Origin of the sequence: Lysobacter lycopersici (assembly GCF_007556775.1) — a bacterium.
Classification (GTDB): domain Bacteria; phylum Pseudomonadota; class Gammaproteobacteria; order Xanthomonadales; family Xanthomonadaceae; genus Pseudoluteimonas; species Pseudoluteimonas lycopersici.
On record NZ_CP041742.1, the window covers coordinates 415,274 to 441,179 of the forward strand.

Here is a 25,906-nt window from a genome sequence, read left to right on the forward strand (position 1 = left end):
GCCGGAAGGGCGGCCGGGCGCTCATTCTAGCCAGTCGGTCGCATCGCACCGCGAGCCGGGCGGTTTCGGCAGCACCATCCGCAAGCGCACCGGTTCGCCGCGGCGCCAGAACAGGGTGCCGGCCTGCCCGAAGGCGCGGGCGAGGCGGTCGAGCGATTCGGGATCGATGCCGGCGAGCAACCAGCCGGGTTCGCCCCAGTCTCCGTCGGGCGCGGACGCGCGCATCGGCCAGCGGCGCGATTCCAGCATGCCCAGCTGCGCCACCAGCGCTAGGTCGGCATTGCGGTTCGCATCCTCGTCGCGCGGCCGCGAGGCGGGGTTCCATGCGGTGATGAAGGCGAAGGAATCCGCTTCGATCGCCGCTTCCAGCGCCGGGACGGGCGCGCCCACGGCGACGGCAAGGGCGCCCGCCGGCGTGGCCGCGACATAGCGGGCGGCGCGGTAGGCCGAGGCCAGCGCTTCGGCATCGAGCAGTTGCAACGGCATGCGCCGCGCAGTCTGGGGCCGGCATCGCGTCGACGGCAAGCGGCCACGGGCTGCGCGTAAACTCGGGTTCCCCACGACACCGGACCGTCGCGTGCAGATCGAAACCAAGCTGCCGAAAGTCGGCACCACCATCTTCACCGTGATGTCGCAGCTCGCCGCCGAGCACGGCGCGGTGAACCTCGGCCAGGGATTTCCGGATTTCCCGGTGCCGGGACGCCTGGTCGAATCGCTCGAACGCGCGATGCGCGCCGGCCACAACCAGTACGCGATGATGACCGGCGTCCCGGCGCTGCGGCAGGCCATCGCGGAGAAGACCGAACGCGTCTACGGCTGGAAACCGAACGCCGACAGCGAAATCACCGTCACCAGCGGCGCGACCGAGGCGATCTTCGACGCCATCCACGCTGTGGTCCATGCCGGCGAAGAAGTCATCGTGCTCGACCCCTGCTACGACTGCTACGAACCGGCCATCGACCTGGCCGGGGCGAAGGCGGTGCACGTCGCACTGGATCCGGCCACGTTCGCACCTGACTGGAACGCGGTGCGCGCGGCGATCACGCCGAAAACGCGCATGCTGATGATCAACAGCCCGCACAATCCCTCGGGCGCGATGCTGTCGGACGCGGACATGCGCGAAGTCGCCGCGATTCTCGACGGCACCGACATCATCCTGCTCAGCGACGAGGTCTACGAACATATCGTGTTCGACGGAGCGCGCCACGAATCCGCCTTGCGTTACCCGGAACTGCGCGAGCGCGCGTTCGTGATTTCCAGTTTCGGCAAGACCTACCACTGCACCGGCTGGAAGGTCGGCTACTGCATCGCGCCGCCGGCGCTGTCGGCCGAATTCCGCAAGGTCCACCAGTACAACGTGTTCTGCACCTTCAACCCGGCGCAGCACGCCTTCGCCGAGATGATCCGCGATGAGCCGGAACACTACGAACAGCTCGGTGCGTTCTACGAGGCCAAGCGCGACCGTTTCCGCGAGCAGTTGCTGACCACGAAGCTGAAGCCGTTGCCAGTGCCGGGCGGTTATTTCCAGCTTGTCGATTATTCGGCCGTGAGCGATCTGGACGACGTGGAGTTCTGCCGCTGGCTCACGGTCGAGAAGGGCGTCACCGCGATCCCGCTGTCGCCGTTCTACGAAACCCCGCCGGCCGGGCAACGCCTGGTGCGGCTGTGCTTCGCCAAGAACGAGGCGACGCTGGATGCGGCGATCGAGCGCTTGCAGAAATTGTAAGGTCCGCGCAAATGATGTCCGCAGTCGATGATGCGTCGGAACTGGAGCGGCTGGCTGATGTGCTGCGCCCGATTTGTCATACCTCGCGCGTCCAGTGGGATCGTGAATGGGAGTGGAGATTCCCCCTTCTGTTCGCGGTTGGCGTAAAAATGGTTCATTCGATCGATTTGCGTCGTGTGGACGGGGACCTTGTTGTGGAATTCTGGAAAGGATTTCCGGATGACGACTTCATCTCGAAATCGAAATTCGAGACTTTCGACGATGCTTTGCTTGCCTGCAAAACTTGGCTCATGAAGGATTCGGAAGAAGCATGACCACGATGCACAACCTTCGCGTCTCTCTCGTCCAGGGCGAAACCCGCTGGCACGATCCGGCCGGGAACCGCGATTACTATGGCGAACTGATCGCGCCGTTGCACGGCATCACAGACCTGATCGTGCTACCGGAAACCTTCACCAGCGGATTCTCGAACGAAGCCATCGGCAACGCCGAAACCATGGACGGCCCGACCGTCGCCTGGATCCGCGAACAGGCGGCCAAGCTGAATGCTGCCGTCACCGGCAGCGTGCAACTGCGTACCGAGGCCGGAGTGTTCAACCGCATGCTGTTCGCGACGCCCGACGGCAACCTCGCGCATTACGACAAGCGCCACCTGTTCTCGTTCGCCAGGGAACACGAGCGCTACGCCGCCGGCCACGACCGCGTCAGCGTCGAATGGCGCGGCTGGCGCATCCTGCTGCAGGTCTGCTACGACCTGCGTTTCCCGGTGTTCTCGCGCAACCGCTTCAACGTCGAACGCCCCGGATTGCCGGACTACGACCTCGCGCTGTACGTCGCCAACTGGCCGTCTGCGCGCAGCTATCCATGGAAAACATTGCTGCGTGCACGCGCCATCGAGAACCTGAGCTACGTCGTCGGCGTCAATCGCGTCGGCACCGACGGTCTCGGCCTGCATTACAGCGGCGACAGCGCGGCCATCGATTTCCTCGGCCATCCGCTCAGCGAGGCCGCCGACGAGGAAGTGGTCTCGACCATGCTGCTGCAGGCCGCGCCGCTGGTCGAGCACCGCGCGAAATTCCCGGCGATGCTGGATGGCGACGCGTTCGCGCTGAAGGATTGAAAGATCAGTGGGGGCCGTTGCGCCCGCGATTAAAATACACGCGCTCCGCCGCCCAGCGCAACGGCGGGGTGCCGATCAGCAGGTCGAACGGCCAGTCCATCTGCAACGCGTCGAACGCTTGTCGTAGAAACCGCTTAGTCCGATAACGCGGCATGGCTTGCTGCGCGACTAGCTCCGGCGATGGCCCGCCGTGGCGCAGATGCCGGGCGATGGCTTCGCCTACCGTCCAGCCGTGCTTCCACGCCGAATGGATGCCGCCTGCCGTCAGCGGTGAAACGATGCCGGCGGCATCGCCGGTGAGGATCGCGCCATTCGCGGCGATGCGTGCTATCGGCCCGCCGCAGGGCACCAGGCCCGCGCGCACCGCATCCGGTTTTCGCTCCGCGTCGATGCCGATGCAAGGCGCGACGTGGCGCAGGAAGGCTTCGGCATCCGGCATCGGCGTATGCGTGCCGCGATAACGCGCCGCCAATCCGACCTGCACGCCGGTCGGAGCCTGCAGCGCCCAACCGATGTAGCCCGGTGCGAAGCGCTTCGACAGGAAGCAGTGCAGGGCGTCGGCATGCGCGAGTCGCATTCCGTCGAATTCATGTTCCACGCCGTAGAGGAAATCGCGGACGCGGCCAAGCCCGGCGCGTTCGGCCACGCGCGATTTCGCGCCATCGGCACCGACCAGGAAACGCGCGAAGCCAGCATCGCGCACGTTCCAGCCATCGCCCTCGCGTTCGGCATGCTGGAACGGCATGGCCAGGCGCAGTTCGGCGCCGGCATCGTGCAATTCGCCGGCCAGCCAGCGCATCACGCCGGGCGTGTCGGTGGCGAGGAAGTAGTAATCCGGGCGCGACAGGCGCATGCAGCGCAGGTTTGGTGCATGCAGGCGTACGCCTTCGACGCGATGGATGAGGTGCGGCGGCAGGCGCGAAAGCCAGGTGCCTTCCGCGGCTTCGCGCACGATGATGCCGGTGGTGTGCAGCTTGATGCCGGGATCGCGCTTGCGTTCCAGCACGCAGACACGCAGCCCGTATTCGCGCGCGGCCAGCGCGCAGGCCGCGCCGGCGAAACTCGCGCCGACGACGACCAGGTCCCAGTGTTCTCGCATGCCGGCAGCGTGCCGGCGCCGCGTGAGCGGATTGCGTTGGAACGGTGTGGCGGGGGTGAAGCGCGAGTCGGATGACGCGCGCTTCAATCCTCAGCGCTGTCCGCCGTGGTTTCCACCACCACGCGGGCCACGGTTTCCGCCTGGACGCGGGCCGCGCGGGCGCGCCCCCGGAGGCGATGCTGCGTTGAATGGTCGATTGCCGCCGGGACGCGGAGCACCGGGTCGTTGTCCGCCCGGACGCTGGCCATCGGGGCGCGGGCCGCGCGGACGCTTCTGGTCGCCGTGCGTTCCGTAGGGATTAAAACCGCCGCCGTGCGCGTGGTCGGACGGGAAACTCGGCGCATTGCCGGGATGTCCGTAGGGTTTTGCCTGGCGTTGCGGGCGACCTTCGCCGCCACCGAAGTTGCCTTCGTGACGCGGGCCTTCGCGGCGCTGACCGCGTTGCTGTTCGCCGCCGAATCCACCGCCACCCGGTCCGCGTTGTTGCGGCTTGTTGCCGCCGAAGCGCTTCTTCGGCCCGCGTTCGCCGGCATTGCGATGCCCGCTGGGGCCGGTGTCGACGCCGTCGGGCACGTACCAGCTGCGGAACGCGGCGGGATTGCCTTCCGGCAACGCGCGCGAATGCTTGTCCTTGCGCTGCTTGAACGGCTTCTGCGACTGCTTCGCGGCCTGTTCGCCGCTGACGGTCAATCCGCCGTGCGGCTTGCGCGGGCCGCGACGGCCGCGGTCTTCGCGCACATGGTCGAAGCGGCGCAGCTCGCGGCCTTCGTCGGCGGCGTTGTGGCCGTTGACGTAGCCCTGCTGCCGGCGTTCGCTGCCGACATGCACCGTGGACTTGGACGCACGGCGCTGGCCGACCACCGGTTGCAGGGTCAACGCCGGCGGCGGTCCCTGTTCGAGGTCGAATTCCCGGCGCAGGGTTTCCACGCGTTCGGCCGAGAGTTCCTGCGCCTGGCCGCGCAGCAGCGGAGCGGGCAATTCGACGCTGCCGTAGCGCGAGCGCTTGAGGCGCGAAACCTGGCAGCCCTGCGATTCCCACAGCCGGCGCACTTCGCGGTTGCGGCCTTCCTTGAGCAGCACGCGGAACCAGTCGTGCGAACCGTCTTCGTTGCCGCCGATGCGTTCGATGGCGTCGAACTTCGCCGGGCCGTCTTCCAGCGCGACGCCGCGGCGCAGGCGATCGACGATCTTGTCGCTCACTTCGCTTTCGCCTTCCGGCGGACGCACCCGGCAGACGTATTCGCGCTCGACTTCGCGCGAGGGGTGCATCATCGCGTTGGCCAGTTCGCCGTCGGTGGTGAGCAGCAGCAGGCCGGTGGTGTTGATGTCGAGGCGACCGATCGCGATCCAGCGCGCGCCCTTGAGCACGGGCAGGGCCTCGAAGATCGTCGGCCGGCCCTCGGGATCCTCGCGCGTGGTCACTTCGCCTTCGGGCTTGTTGTACATCAGCACGCGCGCGGGCTCGGTCAGCGCGCTGGCGACGAAGCTGCGGCCGTCGAGTTCGACCTTGTCGCCGCTCTTCACGCTCATGCCGGTGCGCGCGACTTCGCCGTTGACCTTGACCATGCCGTCGGCGATGCGCTGTTCCAGCGCGCGGCGCGAGCCGAGCCCGGCCTGCGCGAGCACCTTGTGCAGGCGTTCCTCGAGCTTGCTCGATTCGGCGGGATTCGCGTCGCGCTTGAGCGACAGCGGGCGTTTCGGGGTGTTACTCATTTTCGTCATGCTCCGACGAGGTCGCGGCGGAATCCGCTTCGTCCTCGCCATCGTCGTGTTGGGGAATATCTTCGGATGCGTCGGCATCCGCGTCGTTGGAATCGGGATCGATGTTCGAATCGGTCTCGGAATTGTTGTCGTCGGCAACCGATGCGGCGATGGCGACATCGCCCAGCGCGAGCTGCGGTTCGAGTTCGCCGAAATCCTTCAGTTCGGACAGCGGCGGCAGCTGGTCGAGGCGCTGCAGGCCGAAGTAGTCGAGGAAGCCGCGGGTGGTGCCGAGCAGTTCCGGCCGGCCGGGCACGTCGCGGTGGCCGACCACGCGGATCCACTCGCGTTCCTCCAGCGCCTTGATGATGTTGCTGTTCACCGCGACGCCGCGGATCTGCTCGATCTCGCCGCGGGTGATCGGCTGGCGGTAGGCGATCAGCGCCAGCGTTTCCAGCGTGGCGCGGGTGTACTTGGTCTGGCGTTCGGCCCACAGCCGCGCGACCCATGGATGCACGTCGGCCTTGACCTGGAAGCGCCAGCCGCTGGCGACTTCCACCAGTTCCACGCCGCGTTCGGCGCAGGCGGCCTGCAGTTCCTGCAGCGCGGTGTCGATTTCGCCCGCCGAAACCTGTTCTTCCAGCGCGTCGCCGAGGAACAGCGCGTGCAGCTGGGTGATCGTCAACGGCTGGCTGGCCGCGAGCAACGCGGCCTCGACGATTCGGGTGATGAGTTGTTGGTCCATATTTTCGGTTGTCGTCCTGAGCCGAAGGCGAAGGATCTGGTTTTTGCCTTTGTTATGCGTTGGAAAAGCAGGTCCTTCGCTACGCTCAGGATGACTGCTTACTCGTCGTTCGCGGCGTCGCTGTCGTCGAATTCGCTGGAGAACTGCAGCGGTTCGTTGGTGTTGTTCGCCGCCAGCGACTTCAGGTAGATCGGGGCGGAAGGCGCTTCCTGCACGATGTCGAGCAGTTGCTCCTTCGCCAGTTCGAGGATGGCGAGGAAGGTCACCACCACGCCGAGGCGGCCTTCGCGCGGTTCGAACAGCGATTCGAAGCGCTGGAACTTGCCGTCGGCGAGGCGCGCGAGCAGGTCGCCCATGCGCTGGCGCACGCTGAGCGCGTCGCGCTTGATCGCGTGCTGGGTGTACAGGTCGGCGCGCTTGAGCACCTCGTGCAGCGCCAGCAGCATCTCGCGGATGTCCACCGGCGGCGGCAGGCGCTGCGTCGCGCGGTCGGGCACGAAGGCGGCGGCGGTGCTGGTGTCGCGGTCCTGGCGGGGCAGGGTATCGAGGTCCTCGGCGGCCTTCTTGAAGCGTTCGTACTCCTGCAGGCGACGGACCAGCTCGGCGCGTGGATCGTCTTCCTCGCCGTCCTCGCTCGCAGGACGCGGCAGCAGCATCCGCGACTTGATCTCGGCCAGGATCGCGGCCATCACCAGGTACTCGGCGGCCAGCTCGAAGCGCATCTCGTGCATGGCCTGGATGTAGTCGACGTACTGGCGGGTGATCTCCGCCACCGGGATGTCGAGGATGTCCAGGTTCTGCCGGCGGATCAGGTACAGCAGCAGGTCGAGCGGGCCTTCGAACGCCTCGAGGATGACTTCCAGCGCGTCCGGCGGGATGTACAGGTCCTTCGGGATCTCCACGACCGGCTGGCCGAGCACCATCGCCAGCGGCATCTCCTGCTGCTGCGGTTGGTTCGCGGAATTGTGCTGGGTCGCGTCTTGCGCGGGGTCTGCGGTCATGCGGGGCGGCCCCCTCCGGGCCACTCGGTCTCGCCAAAAGCGCACGCACGGGCGTGGGCGGGCATTGCGGTGTTGCGGATCGCGGTTTGCGCACTACCGCATGCGGACCCGGCCGTGGGGAAGGCCGGCGGCGTGGCGGTGGTTTGCGCGGATGGCGGGGCGGCGGGGTGCAGGTTTCGCACCGCGGGCCGGCTCCGGCCTCGAAACGATGGACGAAGGTTACGGGGTCGGGTCGGGTGTGTCCAGCGGCCCGCCTACAATGCCGGTCCGCGGTTCATGGAGTCCGAAGCCGATGTGGTACGCGATCGAAGGGCATGACGGGGAAGGCGTGCTGGAACGGCGGCTCGGCGCGCGCGGTGCGCACCTGGCGCGGCTGCAGGCCCTGCTCGATGCCGGGCGCCTGCTGCTGGCCGGCCCGTGCCCGGCCATCGATGCCGAGAATCCGGGCCCGGCGGGGTTCAGCGGCAGCATCGTGATCGCCGAGTTCGAATCGCTGGAAGCGGCCCGCGCCTGGGCCGACGCCGATCCCTACATCGAAGCCGGGGTCTACACGCGGGTGGACGTTCGCCCGTTCAAGCAAGTGCTGCCGTGAGCGGCCATACCGCCGCCGACATCCCGCGGCTCAACCCGGAACGGATCGAACGCATGCGCGCGCTGCTTGAAGCCGCGTTCGCGCCCGCTTTGCTTGAAATTGCCGACGACAGCCACAAGCACGCCGGCCATTCCGGTGGCGCGCAGGGCCACGGGCATTTTTCGGTGCATATCGTCAGCGCCGCGTTCACCGGCATGTCGCCGGTCGCGCGCCACCGCGCGGTCTATGCCGCGCTGGGCGAGATGATGCAGACCGACATCCACGCGCTGGCGATCCGGGCCGAGGCAATGTGATTCGTCGAATCACCGTCACCCCAACCTATCGATCCTGGTTGTTTTTCACTGCGAACCCATCCGCGCGTTCATCGAGCTGATTCCGGTCTCGCAATCCCCGCCGCATGTCTTGCCGTTGCGGCGATCTTGATTCACATCGGCGTACCCGCGGCCTCGGCGACCGCGATCACCGCGCAGCCGAGCAGGCCCGGTTGCGGATGCATCACCGCCAGCGTCGGCACCTGCGCCATCGCCGGGGAAAAACGGCCCTTGTGCTCGAAGCGCTGGCGGAAACCCGAATGCTGCAGCGTCGGCAGCAACTTCGGCACCAGCCCGCCGGAAAGGAATACGCCATCCCACGCGCCGAGCGTCAGCACGAGGTCGCCGGCGATCGCGCCGAACGCCGCGCAGAACACGTCCACCGCGCGCATGCACAACGGATCGCCTTGCGCGGCGCGTTCGCTGACGTCGCGCGGTTCCATCGGACCCGGGTCGATGCCGGCGATGCGGCTCAGCGCGCGATGCAGGTTCACCAGGCCCATGCCGGAGACCAGGCGCTCGATCGAGACGCGGCCGAACTCCTGGGCGAGCTGCTGCAGGATGGCGATTTCCTCCGGCGTGCCCGGGGCGAAGTCGACGTGGCCGCCTTCGGTGGCGAGCGGATACGGTCGGCCTTCGCGGATCAGCAGGCCGCCGACGCCCAGCCCGGTGCCGGGGCCGATCACGGCGAAGGTGCGCGCGTTGCCGCGTTCGCCGCGGCGCCCGCTCCACTGGGTCGGGCCGATCGCCGCTACCTGGTCCGGCTGCAGCGCCAGCACCGCCATCGATTGCGCGGTGAAATCGTTGACCAGGCGCATGCGTTCGAGTCCGAGCGCCTGGCGGGTGCGGCGGATCGAGATCACCCAGGGGAAGTTGGTGATGCGCGCTTCGTCGCCATCGATGCGCCCGGCGACCGCTGCGACCATGGCATGCGACTTTGCGCCCGCGGCCTCGAGGTAGGTGCGCGCTGCGTCGGCCAGGGAAGGAAAATCGGCGACGGCGTATTCGCGCGCGCTGCCCGCGACCAGCGGCGCCGGCGCGGTGGCCTCGGCCAAGGCGAAACGCGCATTGGTGCCGCCGATGTCGGCGAGCAGGACGTGGGATGCATCCATCGCCGCATCCTAACCTTTCGCCGGGGCGTTCCCCGGCCCCGGGAATGGGAGTCCGGCCACGCCCGACGCCTGCCGCGCATCCACCGCTATACTCGACGCTGGCTCGCGTGCTTCGGCCGCTGCCCCGCCTTTCAGATCAATGGTTTGGCGGACTTTCCTGACCTTTTCCATGACCCGCGGTCGCGCCTGCGCGCCGAGGGCTAGCGAGCACAGAACCGCCGCATGCGCCTGTCCACGATCAAGCTCTCCGGTTTCAAGTCCTTCGTTGATCCGACCACGTTGCATTTGCCGACCAACATGACCGGCGTGGTCGGTCCCAACGGTTGCGGCAAATCCAACATCATCGACGCGATCCGCTGGGTGATGGGCGAAAGCGCCGCCAGCCGCCTGCGCGGCGATTCGCTCACCGACGTGATCTTCTCCGGCTCGTCCGCGCGCAAGCCGGTGGCGCAGGCCACGGTCGAACTCATCTTCGACAACAGCGACCACACCGTTACCGGCGAGTTCGCCGCCTACAACGAGATCTCGGTCAAGCGCACGGTCGGGCGCGACGGCCAGAGCACCTATTACCTCAACGGCGCCAAGTGCCGCCGCCGCGACATCACCGACCTGTTCCTCGGCACGGGCCTGGGCCCGCGCAGCTATTCGATCATCGAGCAGGGCATGATCAGCCAGATCATCGAAGCGCGCCCCGAAGACCTGCGCGTCTATCTCGAAGAAGCCGCCGGCATCTCCAAGTACAAGGAACGCCGCAAGGAAACCGAAACCCGCATCCGCCACACCCGCGAGAACCTCGACCGCCTCAACGACCTGCGCGAGGAAGTCGGCAAGCAGCTCGAACATTTGAAGCGGCAAGCGCGACAGGCGGAGCAGTACACCGCGATCCAGGCCGAACGCAAGGTCAAGGACGCGGAGTGGAAGGCGCTGGAATTCCGTGGCCTCGATGGGCAGCTGCAAGGCCTGCGCGAAGCGCTTTCGCAGGAGGAAACGCGGCTGCAGCAGCTCATCGCCGAGCAGCGCGAGGCCGAGCGCGAGATCGAAACCGGGCGCGTGCGCCGCGAGGAATCGGCCGAGGCGCTGAACAAGGCGCAGGCCGCGGTGTACGAAGTCGGCGGCGCGCTGGCGCGGATCGAGCAGCAGATCGCGCACCAGCGCGACCTCGCCGAACGCCTGCAGCGCGCGCGCAACGAAGCGGAAACCGCATTGGCCGAACTCGGCCAGCACATCGGCAGCGACCAGTCGCGCCTCACCGAACTGCAGGCGACGATCGCCGCCGCCGACCCCGAACACGCGCGCTTGCGCGGCGAGGACGAAGCGCAGCAGGCCGCATTGCAGCAGGCCGAAGCCGCGCTCGCCGACTGGCAGCAGCGCTGGGACGCGCACGGCCGCGACCGCGCCGAAGCCAACCGCGCCGCCGACGTCGAGCGCACCCGCGTCGATTACCTCGATCGCCAGGCGCTGGACGCGAGCCGTCGCCGCGACGCGCTCGCCGCCGAACGCGCGAACTTCGACCTGGACGCGCTGGCCGCGGCTTTCGCCGGGCTGCAGTCGGAGCATGCGGAAAAGAGCGCTTCGCTGGCCGGGCTCGAAGCCGAGGTGGAGCAGCGCAAGCAGGCCGTGGTCGCGCTGCAGGACGAGATCCGCAACGCGCAGGCCGAACTCGCCGAAGTGCGCAAGTCTGCGCAGGAAGCGCGCGGCCGGCTCGCTTCGCTGGAAACGCTGCAGCACGCCGCGCTCGGGCAGGAGCAGGGCGCAGCCATGGAATGGCTGCGCCAGCACGGGCTGGACTCCGCCGCGCGCGTCGGCGCTTCGCTGACCGTCGAGCCGGGCTGGGAAAACGCGGTCGAATCCGCGCTCGGCCAGCTGGTCGAAGGCGTGCTGGTCGAATCGCCGGAAACGCTGGTCGACGCGCTCGGCGAGCTCGGCGAGCTCGGCGATGGTCGCCTTGCGCTGGTCGCGTCCGAAACCGGCGATGAAGCATTCCCGCCGGATTCGCTGGCGGCGAAGGTGCAGGGCCCGCGCGCGATCCGCCGCATCCTCGCCAAATTGCGTTTCGCCGAAACCCTGGCCGAAGCGCGCGCACTGCAATCGCGGCTGGGCGATGGCGAATCCGTCATCACCCGCGGCGGCGAACGCCTCGGCGCCGGCTGGGTGCGCGTGCTGCGCTCGGGTGCGGCCAAGCAGGGCGCGTTGCTGCGCGAAAAGGACATGCAGGCGCTGCGCGGCGAAATCGAAACGCTGTCGAAGCGCGAACACGAATTGGACCGTGGCCTGACCGCATGGCGCGACCGCGCGCTGGCCGCCGAACAGCAACGCGAGGACGCGCAGCGCTCGCTGCACCAGGCGCATCGCGGCGTCGCCGAACTCGCCGGCCAGTTGCAGAGCCACCAGGGCCGGCTCGACGGCGCGCGCGAGCGCATCGCGCGGATCGAGGCGGAAGCGGAACAGCTCGCGCAGACCCTCGCCGACAGCAATGCGCAGGCCCGCGACGCCCGCGGCGCGCTGGAAACCGCCGTCGCGCGCATGGCCGAACTGGAAACTTCGCGTGCCGCGCTCGACACCGAACGCCAGGGCCTCGCGCAGACGCTCGATTCGGCGCGCAGTTCCGCGCGCGCTTCGCGCGATGCCGCCCACGCCGCGGCGCTGTCGCTGGAATCGCAGCGCGCGCAGGTCGTCGCGCTGGCGCAGTCGCTGGAACGCATGGGCGGCCAGCGTGGCCAGCTCGACAGTCGCCTCGGCGAACTCGCCGCGCAGCTCGCCGACGGCGATTCGCCGGTCGCATCGCTGGAAAACGAACGCCAGTCCGTGCTGGAAAAGCGCGTCGTCGCGGACCGCGAACTCGCCACCGCGCGCGCCGCGCTCGACGGCATCGACAACGACCTGCGTGCGTTCGAACAGACCCGCCACCAGCGCGACGAGCAGGCCATCGCCCAGCGCGAAGCCATCGGTCAGCGCCGACTCGACCAGCAGGCGCTGGACATCCGCGCGAAACAGCTCGCCGACGCGGTTTCGACCTCGGGCTTCGTGCTCGAGGACGTGGTCGCCACGCTCGCCGACGACGCCGACGTCGCCGCGTGGGAAAAGGCGGTCACCGATTTCGACGCCAAGTTGCGCCGGTTGGAGCCGGTCAACCTCGCTGCGATCCAGGAACACGCCGAGGCCGCGCAGCGCAAGGAATATCTCGACGCGCAGGACGCCGACCTCACCACCGCGCTGGAAACGCTGGAAGAAGCAATCCGCAAGATCGACCGCGAGACCCGCGGCCGCTTCAAGGACACCTTCGACCGCGTCAATTCCGGCATGCAGGAGCTGTATCCGCGCCTGTTCGGCGGCGGGCATGCGTACCTCGAACTCACTGGCGAGGACCTGCTCGACGCCGGCGTCGCGATCATGGCGCGCCCGCCGGGCAAGCGCGTGTCGAACATCTCGCTGCTCTCCGGCGGCGAGAAGGCGATGACCGCGGTCGCGCTGGTGTTTTCGATTTTCCGGCTGAATCCCGCGCCGTTCTGCCTGCTCGACGAAGTGGACGCGCCGCTGGACGAAGCCAACGTCGGCCGCTTCACCGCGATGGTCAGCGAGATGAGCGCGCACGTGCAGTTCCTGTTCGTCACCCACAACAAGGCGACGATGGAAGCCGCGCAGCAGCTCTCGGGCGTTACCATGCGCGAGCCCGGCGTCAGCCGGCTGGTATCGGTGGACCTGGCCGAGGCCGCGCGCCTCGCTGGCGCCGCCTGAGGTCTCGCAACGAGGAGAAGAACGCATGTCCGACGTCTGGTTGTTGCGCCTCGCCATCCTGGTCGCCGGCATCGTGTTGTTCGGCGCGATCATCTATTTCGGGCAGCCGCGCAAGGGCGGGCAGGGCCGGCGCCGCGCAGGCGAGGGCGGGGAACGCGTGGAGCCGCGGATCTCCGACCAGTTCGCGCACGGGATCGGCGTCCGCGACGACACAGAACAACCGGAGCTGGATCTCGGCGATGAAGCGCCGAATGCGTCCAGCGACCTCGGGCGCCGCCCGGACGATGCGTTCGACAAGATCGTCACCATCTACATCGCGGCGCACGCGGGCGAGAAGTTGCGCGGGCCGGACATCGTGGTCGCGGCGGAGAAGGCTGGCCTGACCTACGGGCACATGAATGTGTTCCACCGGCTGGTGGAAGGCCATCCGGAACGCGGGCCGGTATTCAGCGTGGCGAACATCATGAAGCCGGGCAGTTTCGACATGGCGTCGATCCAGGAACTGGAAACGCCGGCGATCGCGTTCTTCCTCACCCTGCCGGCACCGGTTTCGGCGCTGGATGCGTGGGAGATGATGCAGCCGACCGCGGAACGCATGGCCGATCTGCTCGGTGGCGTAGTGCTGGACGAGTCGCGCAATGCGCTCAGCCGCCAGCGCGTGCAGGGCATCCGCGACGAGTTGCGCGCCTACGACAGGCAGCGCGAAGCGCCGCCGCTGAAGCCGGCGAGGTGGTGAATCTTGAGAATTTCCGGCGCGCTGTTCGCGGCATTGCTGGGAGTTCTTTCTCCGACAGCGTTTGCAGGGGATGACGGCGAACGTTTTACTTCCTACGCCGGATTCCAGCTTGGAATCGGCACGCTCGATGACGTACAGCGCAGACTGGGCGCCACGGACGCAGTCCATACCGGTGACGCCGGTGATTCCGAGACACGACTTTGCTATCGCGTGCCCGGCGGCAATATCAGCTTTCTTTCGGGCGAAATTGGCGGCGAAACCGATTTGATCGGTTTTTCATTTTCGAATGTTCCTCGTACACATTGCGCAACATGGCCCAGCACCATGCCCGTGCCGTCGATGGAATTGGCGGGGTTGCGCCTCGGCATGGGCAAGGAGGAATTCAGCGCGGCTGTCGGCGGCGAATTCCATTGGGAAAACGGCGAGGGGAACGCTTACTTCGAGTCGCAGCGGAAGCCAACGGACGCAGAGAGGGCCGCAATGCCGGTGGATGCGATGTTCGATGTCGACGTCAGCGTGATCGGCTCGTTTGTCGATGGAAAGCTCGCAGAAGTCGAGGTCTGGAAAGTCGAGACATATTGAGAGCCTGCTTGATCTGGCGGATAAGTTCTCGTTGTCATGCAAGGGGATGACATGTCGCCGCTACGCCCAATGACCGAATTCGAATTCGCTGCGTGGTGCGATTCGATCATTCCCGACTATGCGGCGGAAAAGGTGAAGTCCGGCGAATGGCTGGAGAGTGAAGCACTCGCCCGATCGCGCGCTTCGCTCGATGAACTGCTTCCGCGGGGAATCGACACTCCCGACAACCATCTTTTCGCCATCGTCGATGCCGATGGCGAATCCGTCGGGATGCTGTGGTTCGCGATCAAGGAACGCTCCGGGAGCCGGATCGCCTACGTTTACAACATCGCCATCGACCCGCGATTCCGCCGCCAAGGACATGCCGAACGTGCCCTGGACGCGCTTGGGCAGGAAGCACGTCGCCTCGGCCTGGAGGGAATCGGCCTCCACGTCTTCGGCCACAATCGCGGGGCCCGTTCGCTGTACGAAAAGCTCGGCTTCGAGGCGACAGACATCACCATGTTCAAGCCTGTTGGCGGAGCGAAGGAAAGCTAGAATCACGGCATGGCTTCCAAACCAACTCCCGACGCCCGCGTCGCCGAACTCCGCCGCCGGCTGGAGGACGCGAACCATCGTTACCACGTGCTCGACGATCCGGACATCACCGACGCCGAGTACGACCGGCTGCTGCGTGAACTGGAGGCGCTGGAAGCCGAGCATCCCGAACTCGCCGATGTCGATTCGCCGACGCGTCGCGTAGGCGCGACGCCGACCGGGACGTTTTCGGAAGTCGTGCACGCGATGCCGATGCTGTCGCTGGCGAATGCGTTCAGCGATCAGGAAGTGGCCGATTTCGTCGCGCGCATCGGCAAGGAAACCGGCGATGCGGAGCCCGCATTCTCGGCCGAACCCAAGCTCGACGGGCTTGCGATCAGCCTGCGCTACGAACACGGCGCGTTCGTGCGCGGCGCGACCCGCGGCGATGGTGCGACCGGCGAGGACGTGACCGCGAACCTGCGCACGATCAAGGCGATCCCGCTCAAATTGCGAGGCAAGGCGCCCGACATTCTCGAAGTCCGCGGCGAGGTGTACATGCCACGCGCGGGATTTGAGGCCTACAACGAGAAAGCACGCGCTTCGGAAGGCAAGATCAAGCCACTGGCGAATCCGCGCAACGGCGCAGCCGGTTCCTTGCGCCAGCTCGATCCGCACATCACCGCGCAACGGCCGCTAGCGTTCTACGCCTATGCGCTGGGCGAGGTCGTGCCGACTTCGGCATTGCCGGCGACGCACACGGCGACGCTGGCGTGGTTGCGAGAACTCGGTTTCCCGGTATCGACGTTGGTCGAATCCGTGCGCGGAACTGAAGGCTTGCTCGATTACTACCGACGCATCGGCGCGCAGCGCGATTCGCTGCCATTCGACATCGACGGCGTGGTCTACAAGCTCGATCGTTACGACCAGCAGCGTGCGATGGGTTTCGTCTCGCGCGCACCGCGCTGGGCCATCGCGCACAAGTTCCCGGCGCAGGAACAGGTCACGACGGTCGAATCCATCGAGGTCAACGTTGGACGAACCGGCGCGGTGACGCCGTGGGTGCTGATGACGCCCGTGCACGTCGGCGGCGTGACCGTGACTCGCGCGACGTTGCACAACGCCGACCAGGTCGCGCGCCTCGACGTGCGGGTCGGCGACAGCGTGATCGTGCGCCGCGCCGGCGACGTGATCCCGGAAGTGGTGAGCGTGGTGCTGGACAAGCGCCCGCTGGACGCGAAGGGCAAACCGTGGCATGCGCCATACAAATTGCCGGAGACCTGTCCCGATTGCGGTTCCGCGATCGAACGCGAGGAGGGCGAGGTCGTGGCGCGCTGCACCGGTGGATTGTTCTGCCCGGCGCAGCGGGTGCAGGCGCTGTTCCACTTCGCTTCGCGCCGCGCGATGGACATCGAGGGCCTTGGCGAACGCCTGATCATGGCGCTGGTGGAATTCGGCGGCGTGCGTACCGTCGCCGATCTCTACGCGTTGTCGGTCGAGGATTTCGTTTCGATCAAGCAGCGCGCCGACGAAGCCGCCGGCATCGTCCCGGAAACGGTCAAGGCAGGCAAGATCGCGACCAAATGGGCGGAAAACCTCGTCTCCGCGATCGATGCCAGCCGCGATTCCACGCTGGAGCGGCTGCTGTACGCACTCGGCATCCGCGACGTCGGCGAAAGCACGGCGAAGACGCTGGCGCGGCATTTCGGCGCGCTGCAGCCGATCATCGACGCCGACGAGGCAACGCTCACCGAAGTGCCCGACGTCGGCCCGGTCGTGGCCGCACGCATCGAGCATTTCTTCGCGCAGCCGCACAACCGCGAGGTGATCGCGGCGCTGCGCACGGCCGGCGTCCGCTGGAAGGAAGGTGCGCCGCAACGCACCAGCGAAGGCCCGCTCGCGGGCAAGACGGTCGTGCTCACCGGCGGGCTGGCGGCAATGTCGCGCGACGAAGCCGGCGCGAAGCTGGAAGCACTGGGCGCCAAGGTCAGCGGCAGCGTGTCGAAGAAGACCTCGCTGGTCGTCGCCGGCGAGGCTGCCGGCAGCAAACTAGCCAAGGCACAGGAACTCGGCATCGAGGTCTGGGACGAAGCGCAATTGCTCGCGTTCCTGGAGCAGCATGCATGAATGCTTTTGTGGGAGCGGCTTCCAGCCGCGATCGCTTTTCGCAAAGGCGTCGCGCCTAAAGGCGCTCCTACAGGGAAGTCGCGATGACTGACTGGCAACCTTCCGCCTCCTTCGACGCCATCCGCCTGCGCGCACGGCTCAACGCGCTGGTTCGTGAATTCTTCGCTGCTCGCAACGTGCTGGAAGTCGAAACGCCGGTGCTGTCGCGCGGCGGAAATACGGAACCGAACATCGCCTCGTTTTCGCTGGAATTCTCCGGCCGCACCGACGGCGCGCCGCGCACGCGCTGGTTGCGGACTTCGCCGGAATATCCCTTGAAACGCCTGGTCGCGGCGGGGCTGGGCGATTGCTACGAACTCGGGCGGGTGTTTCGCGACGGCGAAGCCGGCGGCCGCCACAACCCCGAATTCACCATGCTGGAGTGGTATCGCGTCGGTTGGGACCATCTGCGACTCGCCGACGAAACCGCGGAACTGATCAACGCCGCGCTGGCGCTGCTCGGGCGTTCGGCGACGTTGCGCGTGGCGCGTTATCGCGATCTTTATCGCGATTCGCTCGGCATCGACCCGTTCGTCGCGAACGAAGGCGAATTGCGTGCGGCACTGGGTGATGTCGCCATCGATCCGGCCGGCTTGACCCGCGACGACTGGCTCGACCTGCTGATGACGCATCGCCTGCAGCCCGCGTTCGCCCACGACGAATTGTTGGCGATCATCGACTGGCCGGCGTCGCAGTGCGCGCTGGCGCGGTTGCGGGACGATGGCTACGGATTTCCGGTCGCGGAACGCTTCGAGCTCTACCTCGGCCCGGTCGAATTGGCGAACGGCTACCACGAACTCACGGACGCGGCCGAGCAACGCGCGCGTTTCGTTCGCGACCTCGAACGCCGCCGCGAACGCGGCTCGGTCGAACCGCCGCTGGACGAGGCCTTCCTCGCCGCGCTCGATGCCGGTTTTCCGCAATGCTCGGGTGTCGCCCTCGGCATGGACCGGTTACTGATGGCCATGCTCGGCAGCGGCCGGATCGCGGACGTATTGGCGTTCGAGTTCGCCCGTTCCTGAACGGGGCGCCGCGAGCCGCGGCGGATTCACCTCGCGTATGCCTTCGTGCTGGAATGCTCGCATCGGGTCGCAACCGAACGGGGGAATGCCATGCGCCACACGATTCGAACCGCTTCGATCCTCGCCGCCACGATGGCCTTGGGCGGCTGCGTCGGCTACGGCTATCCGGGCGATTACGGAAGCGGGAACGGTTACGGCAATCCGTACGGCAACCAGCAGCCCTATCCCGGTTCCACGGGCCAGGTATTCCGCTGCGAATCGCAGGACAACCGCATGCGCCGTTGCAGCATGGACACCCGCTACGGGGTTCGCATCAATCGCCAGTTGTCGGACAGCCCCTGCGTCCAGGGCCGGAGTTGGGGTTACGACAATTCCGGGGTGTGGGTTTCCAACGGTTGCCGTGCGGAGTTCGTGACCGGCGGCGGTTACGGCGGAGGCCCCTCGTATCCGGGCGGTGGATACGGGCAGGGACAGACCGTGCGCTGCGAATCGCAGGACAACCGCATGCGCCGCTGCAACGCGGCTGTTTATCGCAGCGTCCAGATCCAGCGCCGATTGTCGGATTCGCCGTGCGTCCAGGGCTCGACCTGGGGCTGGGATCGCAACGGCATCTGGGTCGATCGTGGCTGCCGCGCGGATTTCCTCGTCTACTGACAGTTTCGCCGCGCTTAAACTAGGCGGCATGGACGCCGCCTCGCTCGCACGCTACGACCGCATCCGCCCGATTCGCTGGGCCGGAGATGCATTGGAACTGCTCGACCAGCGCAAGCTGCCGTTCGCGGTCGAATACGTGCGCTGCGCGAGCAGCGATGAGGTCGCGGGTGCGATTCGCGATCTCGTGGTGCGCGGTGCGCCGGCGATCGGCATTTCCGCGGCATGGGGCGTGGTGCTTGCATCGCGCGATATCGAAGCCGCGACCGGCGCTGAAGCGGCGAAGGAACTGCAACCGGCGATGGACCGGCTCAACGCCGCGCGTCCGACCGCGGTCAACCTGGCTTGGGCACTGGCGCGGATGCGTGCCGCGCTGCATGTCGCAAGCGCAGGTTGGCGCGATGCGCTGGAACGCGAAGCGCAGGCAATCGAAACCGAAGACCTCGCCGCGAATCGCGCGATGGGGCAGGCCGGCGCCGCATTGATCGCACCCGGCAGCGGCGTGCTCACCCATTGCAATACCGGCTCGCTCGCCACCGCTGGCTTCGGCACCGCGCTGGGCGTGATCCGCGCTGGCGTCGCCGCGGATCGCATCGCGCGCGTGTTCGCCGGCGAAACCCGGCCGTGGAACCAGGGCGCGCGCCTGACGGTGTGGGAACTGCAGCAGGACGGGATCGATGCGACGCTCATCGCCGATGCCGCGGCGTCGCACCTGATGAAGACCGGCCGGGTGCAGTGGGTCGTGGTCGGCGCCGACCGCATCTGCGCCAACGGCGACACCGCCAACAAGATCGGCACCTACCAGCTCGCGCTCGCGGCCAGGCACCACGGGGTGAAGTTCATGGTCGTGGCGCCGTCCTCGACCGTGGACATGGCCACCGCCTCGGGCGACCTGATCGAGATCGAGGAACGCGATCCGGCCGAATTGCTGTCGCACCGCGGTGAACGCACCGTGGCCGAAGGCGTGCGCGCCTGGAACCCGGTGTTCGACGTGACGCCGCATGAATTGATCGACGCCATCGTGACCGAAAAGGGCGTGATCGAACGCCCGGATGCGACGTCGATGAGGACGGTTTTCGGCAGCTGATTTCCACCTCTCCCCAACGTGGGAGAGGTCGACGCGCGAAGCGCGTCGAAAGAGGGGCGAAAACCCTCGTAACCCATTGATTTTTTCGGCGATTCCGGGGTGCGTTCGAGCGCCCCGGATGGTACAATTTCATGTCTTTGAATCCGCCTGTTTTTCGCGCTCGGAACCGGGCCGTTCGCAGGCGTGGAAACCACCGTAAAACGGATCCCTGATGTCCGAACTCGCCAAGGAAATCATCCCGGTCAACCTCGAGGACGAGATGCGCCGCAGCTACCTCGATTACGCCATGAGCGTGATCGTGGGACGAGCGCTCCCCGACGTCCGCGACGGCCTCAAGCCGGTGCACCGACGCGTGCTGTTCGCGATGAACGAACTCGGCGCGCACAGCAACAAGCCCTACTACAAGTCCGCGCGAATCGTCGGCGACGTCATCGGCAAGTACCACCCGCACGGCGACAACGCGGTGTACGACACCTTGGTGCGCATGGCGCAGCCGTTCTCGCTGCGCTACCTGCTGGTGGACGGGCAGGGCAACTTCGGTTCGATCGACGGCGACAACGCCGCGGCGATGCGTTACACCGAGGCGCGCATGTCGCGCATCAGCCACGAGCTGATGGCCGACATCGACAAGGACACGGTCGATTTCCAGCCCAACTACGACGAGAAGGAACTCGAGCCGACGGTGATGCCGGCGCGGGTGCCGAACCTGCTGGTGAACGGCTCGGCTGGCATCGCGGTCGGCATGGCCACCAACATCCCGCCGCACAACCTCAACGAAGTCGTCGATGCGCTGCTGGCGCTGATCGACGATCCGCGGATCGACATCGAAGGCCTGATGCAGTACATCCCGGGCCCCGATTTCCCCACCGCCGGCATCATCAACGGCGTCGGCGGCATCCACCTCGCGTACAAGACCGGGCGTGGCCGCGTGCGCATGCGCGCCAGGGCCGAGGTCGAGGTCGCGGACAACGGCCGCGAATCGATCATCGTCACCGAGATCCCCTACCAGGTGAACAAGGCGCGGTTGATCGAGAAGATCGCCGAGCTGGTCAAGGAAAAGAAGCTCGAAGGCATCAGCGAACTGCGCGACGAGTCCGACAAGGACGGCATGCGCATCTACATCGAGGTCAAGCGCGGCGAATCGGCCGAGGTCGTGCTCAACAACCTCTATTCGCAGACGCCGATGGAATCGACCTTCGGCATCAACATGGTGGCGCTGGTCGACGGCCGCCCGCAGTTGCTGAACCTCAAGCAGATCCTCGAAGCCTTCGTCCGCCATCGCCGCGAAGTGGTCGTGCGCCGCACGATCTTCGAATTGCGCAAGGCGCGCAACCGCGCCCACATCCTCGAAGGCCTGACCGTCGCGCTCGCCAATATCGACGCGATGATCGAGCTGATCAAGACCTCTGAGAGCCCGCAGGTCGCGAAGGAACGCATGCTCGCGCGGCGCTGGCAGCCGGGCCTGGTCGGTGCGCTGCTCGCGGCCGCGGGCGCGGATGCCTCGCGTCCCGAGGATTTGCCGGCCGGCGTCGGCCTGCTCGCCGACGGCTACCAGCTCACCGACACCCAGGCGCAGCAGATCCTGGAAATGCGCCTGCACCGCCTGACCGGGCTGGAGCAGGAAAAGCTGACCGAGGAATACCGCGAGCTGCTCGAGGAAATCCGCGGGCTGATCCGCATCCTCGAGGAACCCGCGGTGCTGCTCGACGTGATCCGCACCGAGCTGAGGAACCTCAAGGAGGAATTCGGCGACGCGCGCCGTTCCGAAATCCGGGCTTCGGAAGAAGACCTCGACATCCTCGACCTGATCGCGCCCGAAGACGTGGTGGTCACGCTGTCGCACGCCGGCTACGCCAAGCGCCAGCCGGTAACGGCGTACCGCGCGCAGCGTCGCGGCGGGCGCGGGCGCAATGCGGCGGCGACCAAGGACGAGGATTTCATCGACCAGCTGTGGCTGGTGAACACCCACGACACGCTGCTCACCTTCACCAGCAATGGCCGCGTGTTCTGGCTGCCGGTGCACCAGTTGCCCGACGCCGGCCCGCATGCGCGCGGTAGGCCCATCGTCAACTGGATCGCGCTGGAGGAAGGCGAGAAGGTGCAGGCGGTGCTGCCGGTGCGCGAGTACAGCGAAGGCCTGTACGTGTTCTTCGCCACCCGCAACGGCACGGTGAAGAAGACGCCGCTGACCGAATACGCCTATCGGCTCTCGCGCGGCAAGATCGCCATCAACCTGGCCGAAGGCGACGCGCTGGTCGGCGCGGAACTGTCGGACGGCAGCCGCGACATCATGCTGTTCGCCAGCAACGGCAAGGCGGTGCGCTTCGCCGGCGAGACCGTGCGCCCGATGGGCCGCACCGCCACCGGCGTGCGCGGCATGAAGCTGGCGAAAGGCGAGCAGGTGATGAGCCTGGTCGTGCTCGACGGCGAAGGCGACATCCTTACCGCCAGCGAACGCGGCTACGGCAAGCGCACCCCGGTCGCGGACTATCCGAAGAAGGGCCGCGGCACCCAGGGCGTGATCGCGCTGCAGACCACCGAGCGCAACGGCAAGCTGGTCGGCGCGATCCAGCTCAGTGAGCACCACGAGGTGCTGTTGATCTCCGACGGCGGCACCCTGGTGCGCACGCGCGCCGCGGAAATCGCCCAGGTTGGGCGCAACACCCAGGGCGTGACGTTGATCCGCCTTGGCGAAGGCGAAAGCCTGCAGGCGATCGAGCGCGTGGATGCGTCGCTGGACGACGAGGAAACCGAGTCGGGCGACGCCGCAGGCTGAGCAAGACAGGTCGCGGGAACGAAAAAGGCGGCCTAATGGCCGCCTTTTTCTTGTCGCCGTGCCGGCTTACTTGCCGATCCATCCATCCAGCAGGTCGGCCATGTCGTCGGCGTGTTCCTCTTCCTGCGCGAGGATGTGCTCGAGGATGCGCTTGGTCGTGGTATCGCGGTCGCCAATGTAGTTGATCATCTCGCGATAGCTGTCGATCGCGATGCGTTCGGCGACGAGGTTCTCTCGGACCATGTCGCGCAGGTCCTTGCCTTCCTTGTATTCGGCGTGGCTGCGCGCGGTGAGCGTGTCCGGGTTCAGGTCGGGTTCGCCGCCGAGCTGCACGATGCGTTCGGACAGCATGCCGGCATGTTCCATTTCCTGCTGCGCGTGTTCGAGGAACTCGCCCTTCACCGCGTCGACGAGCATGCCCTTGGCGCTGTAGTAGTGGCGGTAGTAGCGCAGCACGCACACCCACTCGGTGGCCAGCGCCTCGTTGAGCAGGTGGATGACCTGCTTGCGGTCGGCGGTGTAGCTGGACGTGATGGCGCCGTCGTCCACGCTCTTGCGCGCGCGGGCGCGCAGGGTCTTGGTGTCGGTGAGCGTTGGCGTCGACGGCTTGGCGGCGGACGGCGCTTTCGCTGGCTTCTTGGCTGGCTTGGGCATTGGGGCCTCGGCGTGGCTGGGGTTGGTCGGGATCGGGACGAACGTCAGAGCTGTTCGAGCACGTGTTCGGCCGAGGACACGCGGAACTCGCCCGGCGCCTCGACGAAGAGCTGCTTCACCACGCCATCGACCGCGTGCAGCGCGAAGCGCTTGCTGCGCGTGCCCATGCCGTAGCCGCTGGCATCCATTTCCAGGCCGAGCGCGCGGGTGAAATCGGCATTGCCGTCGGACAGCATCCACAATCCGTCCGGCACCTGCTGCATCTGTCCCCAGGCCTGCATCACGAACGCGTCGTTGACCGACATGCAGGCGACATCGATGCCCTTGTCGCGGAAGGCCTGGTAGTTCGCGACGAAACCGGGCAAATGGCGTTCGGAACAGGTCGGCGTGAACGCGCCGGGCACCGCGAACAGCACCACGTCGCGTCCGGCGAACAGCGTGCCGGTATCGGTGTCTTCGAAACCGCCCTGGCCCACGCGCTTGATCGGCGCGACGGGGAGCTTGTCGCCTGGCTGGATGGGCATTCGGTTCTCCTCGGCAGTCGCCCAGTCTAGGCCCGGGCCACGGTAAGGCGGCGTCAAGGCGCCCTTGAAAGTCCCGATCGAGCGCTTACATGGGGGGCATGGCGGCCGTGGCGCCGCCGCTACACGCAACGGAGGACCCCCATCATGCGCAACATCGTGCGTTACCAGCAGCAATGGCCCGGGCAGACCATGCTCCAGGACGAGATCAAGCAGGTGTTCGACCGCTTTTTCCAGGCCGGCGAGAACCAGGACGAGTCGTCGGTCGTGACCAGCCACTGGGCGCCCATGGTCGACATCAAGGAAGAAGCCGAACGCTTCGTGATCTATGCCGACCTGCCGGGCATCGACCCGCAGGACGTCGAAATCCTCATGGACAAGGGCATCCTCGCCATCAAGGGCGAACGCAGGAGCGAATCGAGCGAGCAGACCGAGCGCTACTCGCGGGTGGAGCGTCGCTACGGAAACTTCCACCGTCGCTTCGCGCTGCCCGACAGCGCCGATCCCGAGGGCATCACCGCAACCGGCCGCCACGGGGTGCTGGAAATCTCCATCCCCAAGCGCCCGGAGACCAAGCCGCGCCGCATCCAGGTGGGTGGCGAGGCGACCCGCCAGTAAGCGCGCGCGTCTGCCGCACGTGCGCGGGCGAACGTTCTTGCTAACCTGACCGGCCCGCGGCACCCGCGGGCCGGCATTTTCGCGGGGACATCATGCAATTCAAGGATTACTACCAGATCCTCGGCGTCGAAGCGAACGCGGGCGAGGCCGAGATCAAGACCGCCTACCGCCGGCTCGCGCGCAAGTTCCATCCCGACGTCAGCAAGGAAGCCGGCGCCGAGGAAAAGTTCAAGGCGGTGAACGAGGCCTACGAAGCGCTGCGCGATCCGCAGAAGCGCGCCGCCTACGACCAGTTGCGTTCCGGCGGTTACCGGCCCGGCGATGAAGTGCCGCCTCCCGGTGGTTTCGGCGGTGGACCGCACGGGGATTTCGATTTCGACGAGATCTTCGCCCGCGGCGCCGGTGGCGATGGCGGCGGCTTCAGCGATTTCTTCGAATCGCTGTTCGGCCGCGGTGGTTTCCGCCAGCAAGGCCAGGGTGGTGCGCGGCCGCAATCGCAAGGCCGGCCCCAAGACGGAACGACGCGTGCCAGGCTCGCGGTGCCGCTGGAGGCGGTCTACGACGGCGGCAGCATCCGCATCGGCATCAACGGCAAGTCGCTGGATGTGCGCGTGCCCAAGGGCATCCGCCCGGGACAGGCGATCCGGCTCGCGGGGCAGGGCGCGCACGGCGACCTGTTGCTGGAAATCGAATACGCCGCGCATCCGCAGTTCGAGGTCGACGGCCGCAACATCCTCTACAGCCTGCCGGTGGCGCCGTGGGAAGCCGCGCTGGGCGCGACCGTGACCGTGCCCACGCTGGGCGGTTCGGTCGAGCTGCGCGTGCCGCCGGATTCGGAGTCGGGGCGCAAGCTGCGCCTGCGCGGGCGCGGACTTCCCGGCGCGACGCCGGGCGACCAGATCGTGGAACTGGAAATCCTCGCGCCGAAGGCGAACAGCGAGGCCGAACGCGAGGCGTATCGCGGCCTGCGCGATGCCTTCGGCGACGATTGGCGGCGCGCCTAGGCGGCGGCCGGTCCGCCGGAGAGGTACTTCGCGATGAGTTCGGCGAGCTCGTCCTCGCCGAAGGGCTTGGCGAGGTAGGCCTTCGCGCCCTGGCGCATGCCCCAGACGCGGTCGGTGTCCTGGTCCTTGGTGGTCACGAGGATCACCGGGATGTGCCTGGTCGTGGCTTCGCGGGTGATCGAACGCGTGGCCTGGAAGCCGTTGAGGTTCGGCATCACCACGTCCATCAGGATCAGGTCGGGGAGCTCGCGCTTGGCGGCTTCCACCCCGGCGGCGCCATCCTCGGCGGTGAGCGGCACGTGGCCGAGTTTTTCGACGATGCGGGAGATGCCCATGACCTGCGAAGGTGAGTCGTCGACGATGAGGATGCGAGCCATTGGATTCCCCGTGTATTCGACCGGATTGTAGCCGCCGCGCGCGGGGCCGCAAGC

At 67.1% G+C, this 25,906-nt stretch carries 24 protein-coding genes and 1 pseudogene; 16 read left to right on the top strand and 9 right to left on the bottom strand.

The window, feature by feature from the left end; genetic code table 11:
• Nucleotides 1-21: 21 nt before the first annotated feature.
• Complete coding sequence (locus tag FNZ56_RS02210) at nucleotides 22-486, bottom strand: DUF3293 domain-containing protein (RefSeq protein ID WP_185970770.1); 465 nt, start codon at nucleotides 484-486, stop codon at nucleotides 22-24.
• Between the two features lie 91 nt (nucleotides 487-577).
• Here FNZ56_RS02210 and FNZ56_RS02215 point away from each other — a divergent pair, with 91 nt between their 5' ends.
• The 3 genes from FNZ56_RS02215 to FNZ56_RS02225 are packed head-to-tail and all read left to right on the top strand — an operon-like array spanning nucleotide 578 to nucleotide 2,846.
• Nucleotides 578-1,726: a pyridoxal phosphate-dependent aminotransferase gene (locus FNZ56_RS02215; RefSeq protein WP_143878286.1), complete on the top strand. Its 1,149-nt coding sequence runs from the start codon at nucleotides 578-580 to the stop codon at nucleotides 1,724-1,726.
• A gap of 14 nt (nucleotides 1,727-1,740) precedes the next feature.
• Nucleotides 1,741-2,040: a hypothetical protein gene (locus FNZ56_RS02220; RefSeq protein ID WP_143878287.1), complete on the top strand. Its 300-nt coding sequence runs from the start codon at nucleotides 1,741-1,743 to the stop codon at nucleotides 2,038-2,040.
• 5 nt (nucleotides 2,041-2,045) lie between these two features.
• The gene (locus FNZ56_RS02225) at nucleotides 2,046-2,846 is read left to right on the top strand and encodes an amidohydrolase (protein WP_143880236.1); all 801 of its coding nucleotides are present in this window, start codon (nucleotides 2,046-2,048) and stop codon (nucleotides 2,844-2,846) included.
• A 4-nt stretch (nucleotides 2,847-2,850) separates the two neighbouring features.
• On the opposite strand, the gene FNZ56_RS02230 is transcribed toward FNZ56_RS02225, so the two are convergent.
• The 4 genes and pseudogenes from FNZ56_RS02230 to FNZ56_RS02245 form a co-directional block, all read right to left on the bottom strand.
• On the bottom strand, nucleotides 2,851-3,945 hold the full coding sequence (locus tag FNZ56_RS02230) for an NAD(P)/FAD-dependent oxidoreductase (RefSeq protein ID WP_143878288.1): 1,095 nt from the start codon (nucleotides 3,943-3,945) through the stop codon (nucleotides 2,851-2,853).
• Between the two features lie 90 nt (nucleotides 3,946-4,035).
• Nucleotides 4,036-5,658: a pseudouridine synthase gene (locus FNZ56_RS02235; RefSeq protein ID WP_143878289.1), complete on the bottom strand. Its 1,623-nt coding sequence runs from the start codon at nucleotides 5,656-5,658 to the stop codon at nucleotides 4,036-4,038.
• Nucleotides 5,659-5,680: 22 nt separating this feature from the next.
• Nucleotides 5,681-6,391, bottom strand: a pseudogene (gene scpB, locus FNZ56_RS02240) (SMC-Scp complex subunit ScpB); the annotation flags it as partial.
• Nucleotides 6,392-6,489: 98 nt separating this feature from the next.
• Nucleotides 6,490-7,392: a segregation and condensation protein A gene (locus tag FNZ56_RS02245; protein ID WP_143878290.1), complete on the bottom strand. Its 903-nt coding sequence runs from the start codon at nucleotides 7,390-7,392 to the stop codon at nucleotides 6,490-6,492.
• Nucleotides 7,393-7,684: 292 nt separating this feature from the next.
• On the opposite strand from FNZ56_RS02245, the gene FNZ56_RS02250 reads away from it, so the two are divergent.
• Both FNZ56_RS02250 and FNZ56_RS02255 read left to right on the top strand, forming a co-directional pair.
• The gene (locus FNZ56_RS02250; protein ID WP_143878291.1) at nucleotides 7,685-7,984 is read left to right on the top strand and encodes a YciI family protein; all 300 of its coding nucleotides are present in this window, start codon (nucleotides 7,685-7,687) and stop codon (nucleotides 7,982-7,984) included.
• A gap of 53 nt (nucleotides 7,985-8,037) precedes the next feature.
• Nucleotides 8,038-8,277 carry a BolA family protein gene (locus FNZ56_RS02255; RefSeq protein WP_143880237.1) on the top strand — a complete coding sequence of 80 codons (240 nt, stop codon included), beginning with the start codon at nucleotides 8,038-8,040 and terminating at the stop codon, nucleotides 8,275-8,277.
• A gap of 131 nt (nucleotides 8,278-8,408) precedes the next feature.
• Here FNZ56_RS02255 and glk read toward each other — a convergent pair whose 3' ends face one another.
• Entirely contained in the window at nucleotides 8,409-9,407 is a 999-nt protein-coding gene (gene glk, locus FNZ56_RS02260) for a glucokinase (RefSeq protein ID WP_143878292.1), read from the bottom strand.
• 222 nt (nucleotides 9,408-9,629) lie between these two features.
• Here glk and smc point away from each other — a divergent pair, with 222 nt between their 5' ends.
• The 9 genes from smc (at nucleotide 9,630) to gyrA (ending at nucleotide 22,678) form a co-directional block, all read left to right on the top strand.
• Complete coding sequence (smc, locus tag FNZ56_RS02265; RefSeq protein ID WP_143878293.1) at nucleotides 9,630-13,142, top strand: chromosome segregation protein SMC; 3,513 nt, start codon at nucleotides 9,630-9,632, stop codon at nucleotides 13,140-13,142.
• 25 nt (nucleotides 13,143-13,167) lie between these two features.
• Nucleotides 13,168-13,878 carry a cell division protein ZipA gene (gene zipA / locus FNZ56_RS02270; RefSeq protein WP_143878294.1) on the top strand — a complete coding sequence of 237 codons (711 nt, stop codon included), beginning with the start codon at nucleotides 13,168-13,170 and terminating at the stop codon, nucleotides 13,876-13,878.
• A gap of 3 nt (nucleotides 13,879-13,881) precedes the next feature.
• Entirely contained in the window at nucleotides 13,882-14,460 is a 579-nt protein-coding gene (locus tag FNZ56_RS02275) for a hypothetical protein (RefSeq protein ID WP_143878295.1), read from the top strand.
• A gap of 69 nt (nucleotides 14,461-14,529) precedes the next feature.
• The gene (locus FNZ56_RS02280; RefSeq protein WP_185970771.1) at nucleotides 14,530-14,997 is read left to right on the top strand and encodes a GNAT family N-acetyltransferase; all 468 of its coding nucleotides are present in this window, start codon (nucleotides 14,530-14,532) and stop codon (nucleotides 14,995-14,997) included.
• Nucleotides 14,998-15,006: 9 nt separating this feature from the next.
• Nucleotides 15,007-17,103 carry an NAD-dependent DNA ligase LigA gene (gene ligA / locus FNZ56_RS02285; protein WP_143878297.1) on the top strand — a complete coding sequence of 699 codons (2,097 nt, stop codon included), beginning with the start codon at nucleotides 15,007-15,009 and terminating at the stop codon, nucleotides 17,101-17,103.
• Nucleotides 17,104-17,186: 83 nt separating this feature from the next.
• Nucleotides 17,187-18,164, top strand: coding sequence for an EF-P lysine aminoacylase EpmA (epmA, locus tag FNZ56_RS02290; RefSeq protein WP_143878298.1), 978 nt, complete (start codon nucleotides 17,187-17,189; stop codon nucleotides 18,162-18,164).
• Between the two features lie 90 nt (nucleotides 18,165-18,254).
• On the top strand, nucleotides 18,255-18,818 hold the full coding sequence (locus tag FNZ56_RS02295) for a DUF3011 domain-containing protein (RefSeq protein WP_246064662.1): 564 nt from the start codon (nucleotides 18,255-18,257) through the stop codon (nucleotides 18,816-18,818).
• A 28-nt stretch (nucleotides 18,819-18,846) separates the two neighbouring features.
• Nucleotides 18,847-19,902 (top strand): S-methyl-5-thioribose-1-phosphate isomerase, encoded by a 1,056-nt coding sequence (gene mtnA, locus FNZ56_RS02300; RefSeq protein ID WP_143878299.1) that lies wholly within the window; start codon nucleotides 18,847-18,849, stop codon nucleotides 19,900-19,902.
• 211 nt (nucleotides 19,903-20,113) lie between these two features.
• Nucleotides 20,114-22,678: a DNA gyrase subunit A gene (gene gyrA / locus FNZ56_RS02305; RefSeq protein ID WP_143878300.1), complete on the top strand. Its 2,565-nt coding sequence runs from the start codon at nucleotides 20,114-20,116 to the stop codon at nucleotides 22,676-22,678.
• A 66-nt stretch (nucleotides 22,679-22,744) separates the two neighbouring features.
• Here the strand turns inward: gyrA and FNZ56_RS02310 are convergent, their stop codons facing one another.
• Both FNZ56_RS02310 and FNZ56_RS02315 read right to left on the bottom strand, forming a co-directional pair.
• Nucleotides 22,745-23,332 (bottom strand): ferritin-like domain-containing protein, encoded by a 588-nt coding sequence (locus tag FNZ56_RS02310; RefSeq protein WP_143878301.1) that lies wholly within the window; start codon nucleotides 23,330-23,332, stop codon nucleotides 22,745-22,747.
• 44 nt (nucleotides 23,333-23,376) lie between these two features.
• Nucleotides 23,377-23,856 (bottom strand): peroxiredoxin, encoded by a 480-nt coding sequence (locus FNZ56_RS02315; RefSeq protein WP_143878302.1) that lies wholly within the window; start codon nucleotides 23,854-23,856, stop codon nucleotides 23,377-23,379.
• A gap of 144 nt (nucleotides 23,857-24,000) precedes the next feature.
• On the opposite strand from FNZ56_RS02315, the gene FNZ56_RS02320 reads away from it, so the two are divergent.
• On the top strand, nucleotides 24,001-24,471 hold the full coding sequence (locus tag FNZ56_RS02320; protein WP_143878303.1) for an Hsp20/alpha crystallin family protein: 471 nt from the start codon (nucleotides 24,001-24,003) through the stop codon (nucleotides 24,469-24,471).
• A 92-nt stretch (nucleotides 24,472-24,563) separates the two neighbouring features.
• Nucleotides 24,564-25,475, top strand: coding sequence for a DnaJ C-terminal domain-containing protein (locus tag FNZ56_RS02325; RefSeq protein WP_143878304.1), 912 nt, complete (start codon nucleotides 24,564-24,566; stop codon nucleotides 25,473-25,475).
• On the opposite strand, the gene pilH is transcribed toward FNZ56_RS02325, so the two are convergent.
• The gene (pilH, locus tag FNZ56_RS02330) at nucleotides 25,472-25,852 is read right to left on the bottom strand and encodes a twitching motility response regulator PilH (protein ID WP_143878305.1); all 381 of its coding nucleotides are present in this window, start codon (nucleotides 25,850-25,852) and stop codon (nucleotides 25,472-25,474) included. The two genes, FNZ56_RS02325 and pilH, sit on opposite strands and share 4 nt — an antisense overlap.
• Between the last annotated feature and the right edge of the window lie 54 nt (nucleotides 25,853-25,906).

Coding starts and splice junctions, on each gene's coding strand:
- FNZ56_RS02210 (WP_185970770.1), bottom strand. CDS start 486: ATGCCGTTGCAACTGCTCGATGCCGAAGCGCTGGCCTCGGCCTACCGC.
- FNZ56_RS02220 (WP_143878287.1), top strand. CDS start 1,741: ATGTCCGCAGTCGATGATGCGTCGGAACTGGAGCGGCTGGCTGATGTG.
- FNZ56_RS02225 (WP_143880236.1), top strand. CDS start 2,046: ATGCACAACCTTCGCGTCTCTCTCGTCCAGGGCGAAACCCGCTGGCAC.
- FNZ56_RS02230 (WP_143878288.1), bottom strand. CDS start 3,945: ATGCGAGAACACTGGGACCTGGTCGTCGTCGGCGCGAGTTTCGCCGGC.
- FNZ56_RS02235 (WP_143878289.1), bottom strand. CDS start 5,658: ATGAGTAACACCCCGAAACGCCCGCTGTCGCTCAAGCGCGACGCGAAT.
- FNZ56_RS02245 (WP_143878290.1), bottom strand. CDS start 7,392: ATGACCGCAGACCCCGCGCAAGACGCGACCCAGCACAATTCCGCGAAC.
- FNZ56_RS02250 (WP_143878291.1), top strand. CDS start 7,685: ATGTGGTACGCGATCGAAGGGCATGACGGGGAAGGCGTGCTGGAACGG.
- FNZ56_RS02255 (WP_143880237.1), top strand. CDS start 8,038: ATGCGCGCGCTGCTTGAAGCCGCGTTCGCGCCCGCTTTGCTTGAAATT.
- glk (WP_143878292.1), bottom strand. CDS start 9,407: ATGGATGCATCCCACGTCCTGCTCGCCGACATCGGCGGCACCAATGCG.
- smc (WP_143878293.1), top strand. CDS start 9,630: ATGCGCCTGTCCACGATCAAGCTCTCCGGTTTCAAGTCCTTCGTTGAT.
- zipA (WP_143878294.1), top strand. CDS start 13,168: ATGTCCGACGTCTGGTTGTTGCGCCTCGCCATCCTGGTCGCCGGCATC.
- FNZ56_RS02280 (WP_185970771.1), top strand. CDS start 14,530: ATGACCGAATTCGAATTCGCTGCGTGGTGCGATTCGATCATTCCCGAC.
- ligA (WP_143878297.1), top strand. CDS start 15,007: ATGGCTTCCAAACCAACTCCCGACGCCCGCGTCGCCGAACTCCGCCGC.
- epmA (WP_143878298.1), top strand. CDS start 17,187: ATGACTGACTGGCAACCTTCCGCCTCCTTCGACGCCATCCGCCTGCGC.
- FNZ56_RS02295 (WP_246064662.1), top strand. CDS start 18,255: ATGCGCCACACGATTCGAACCGCTTCGATCCTCGCCGCCACGATGGCC.
- mtnA (WP_143878299.1), top strand. CDS start 18,847: ATGGACGCCGCCTCGCTCGCACGCTACGACCGCATCCGCCCGATTCGC.
- gyrA (WP_143878300.1), top strand. CDS start 20,114: ATGTCCGAACTCGCCAAGGAAATCATCCCGGTCAACCTCGAGGACGAG.
- FNZ56_RS02310 (WP_143878301.1), bottom strand. CDS start 23,332: ATGCCCAAGCCAGCCAAGAAGCCAGCGAAAGCGCCGTCCGCCGCCAAG.
- FNZ56_RS02315 (WP_143878302.1), bottom strand. CDS start 23,856: ATGCCCATCCAGCCAGGCGACAAGCTCCCCGTCGCGCCGATCAAGCGC.
- FNZ56_RS02320 (WP_143878303.1), top strand. CDS start 24,001: ATGCGCAACATCGTGCGTTACCAGCAGCAATGGCCCGGGCAGACCATG.
- FNZ56_RS02325 (WP_143878304.1), top strand. CDS start 24,564: ATGCAATTCAAGGATTACTACCAGATCCTCGGCGTCGAAGCGAACGCG.
- pilH (WP_143878305.1), bottom strand. CDS start 25,852: ATGGCTCGCATCCTCATCGTCGACGACTCACCTTCGCAGGTCATGGGC.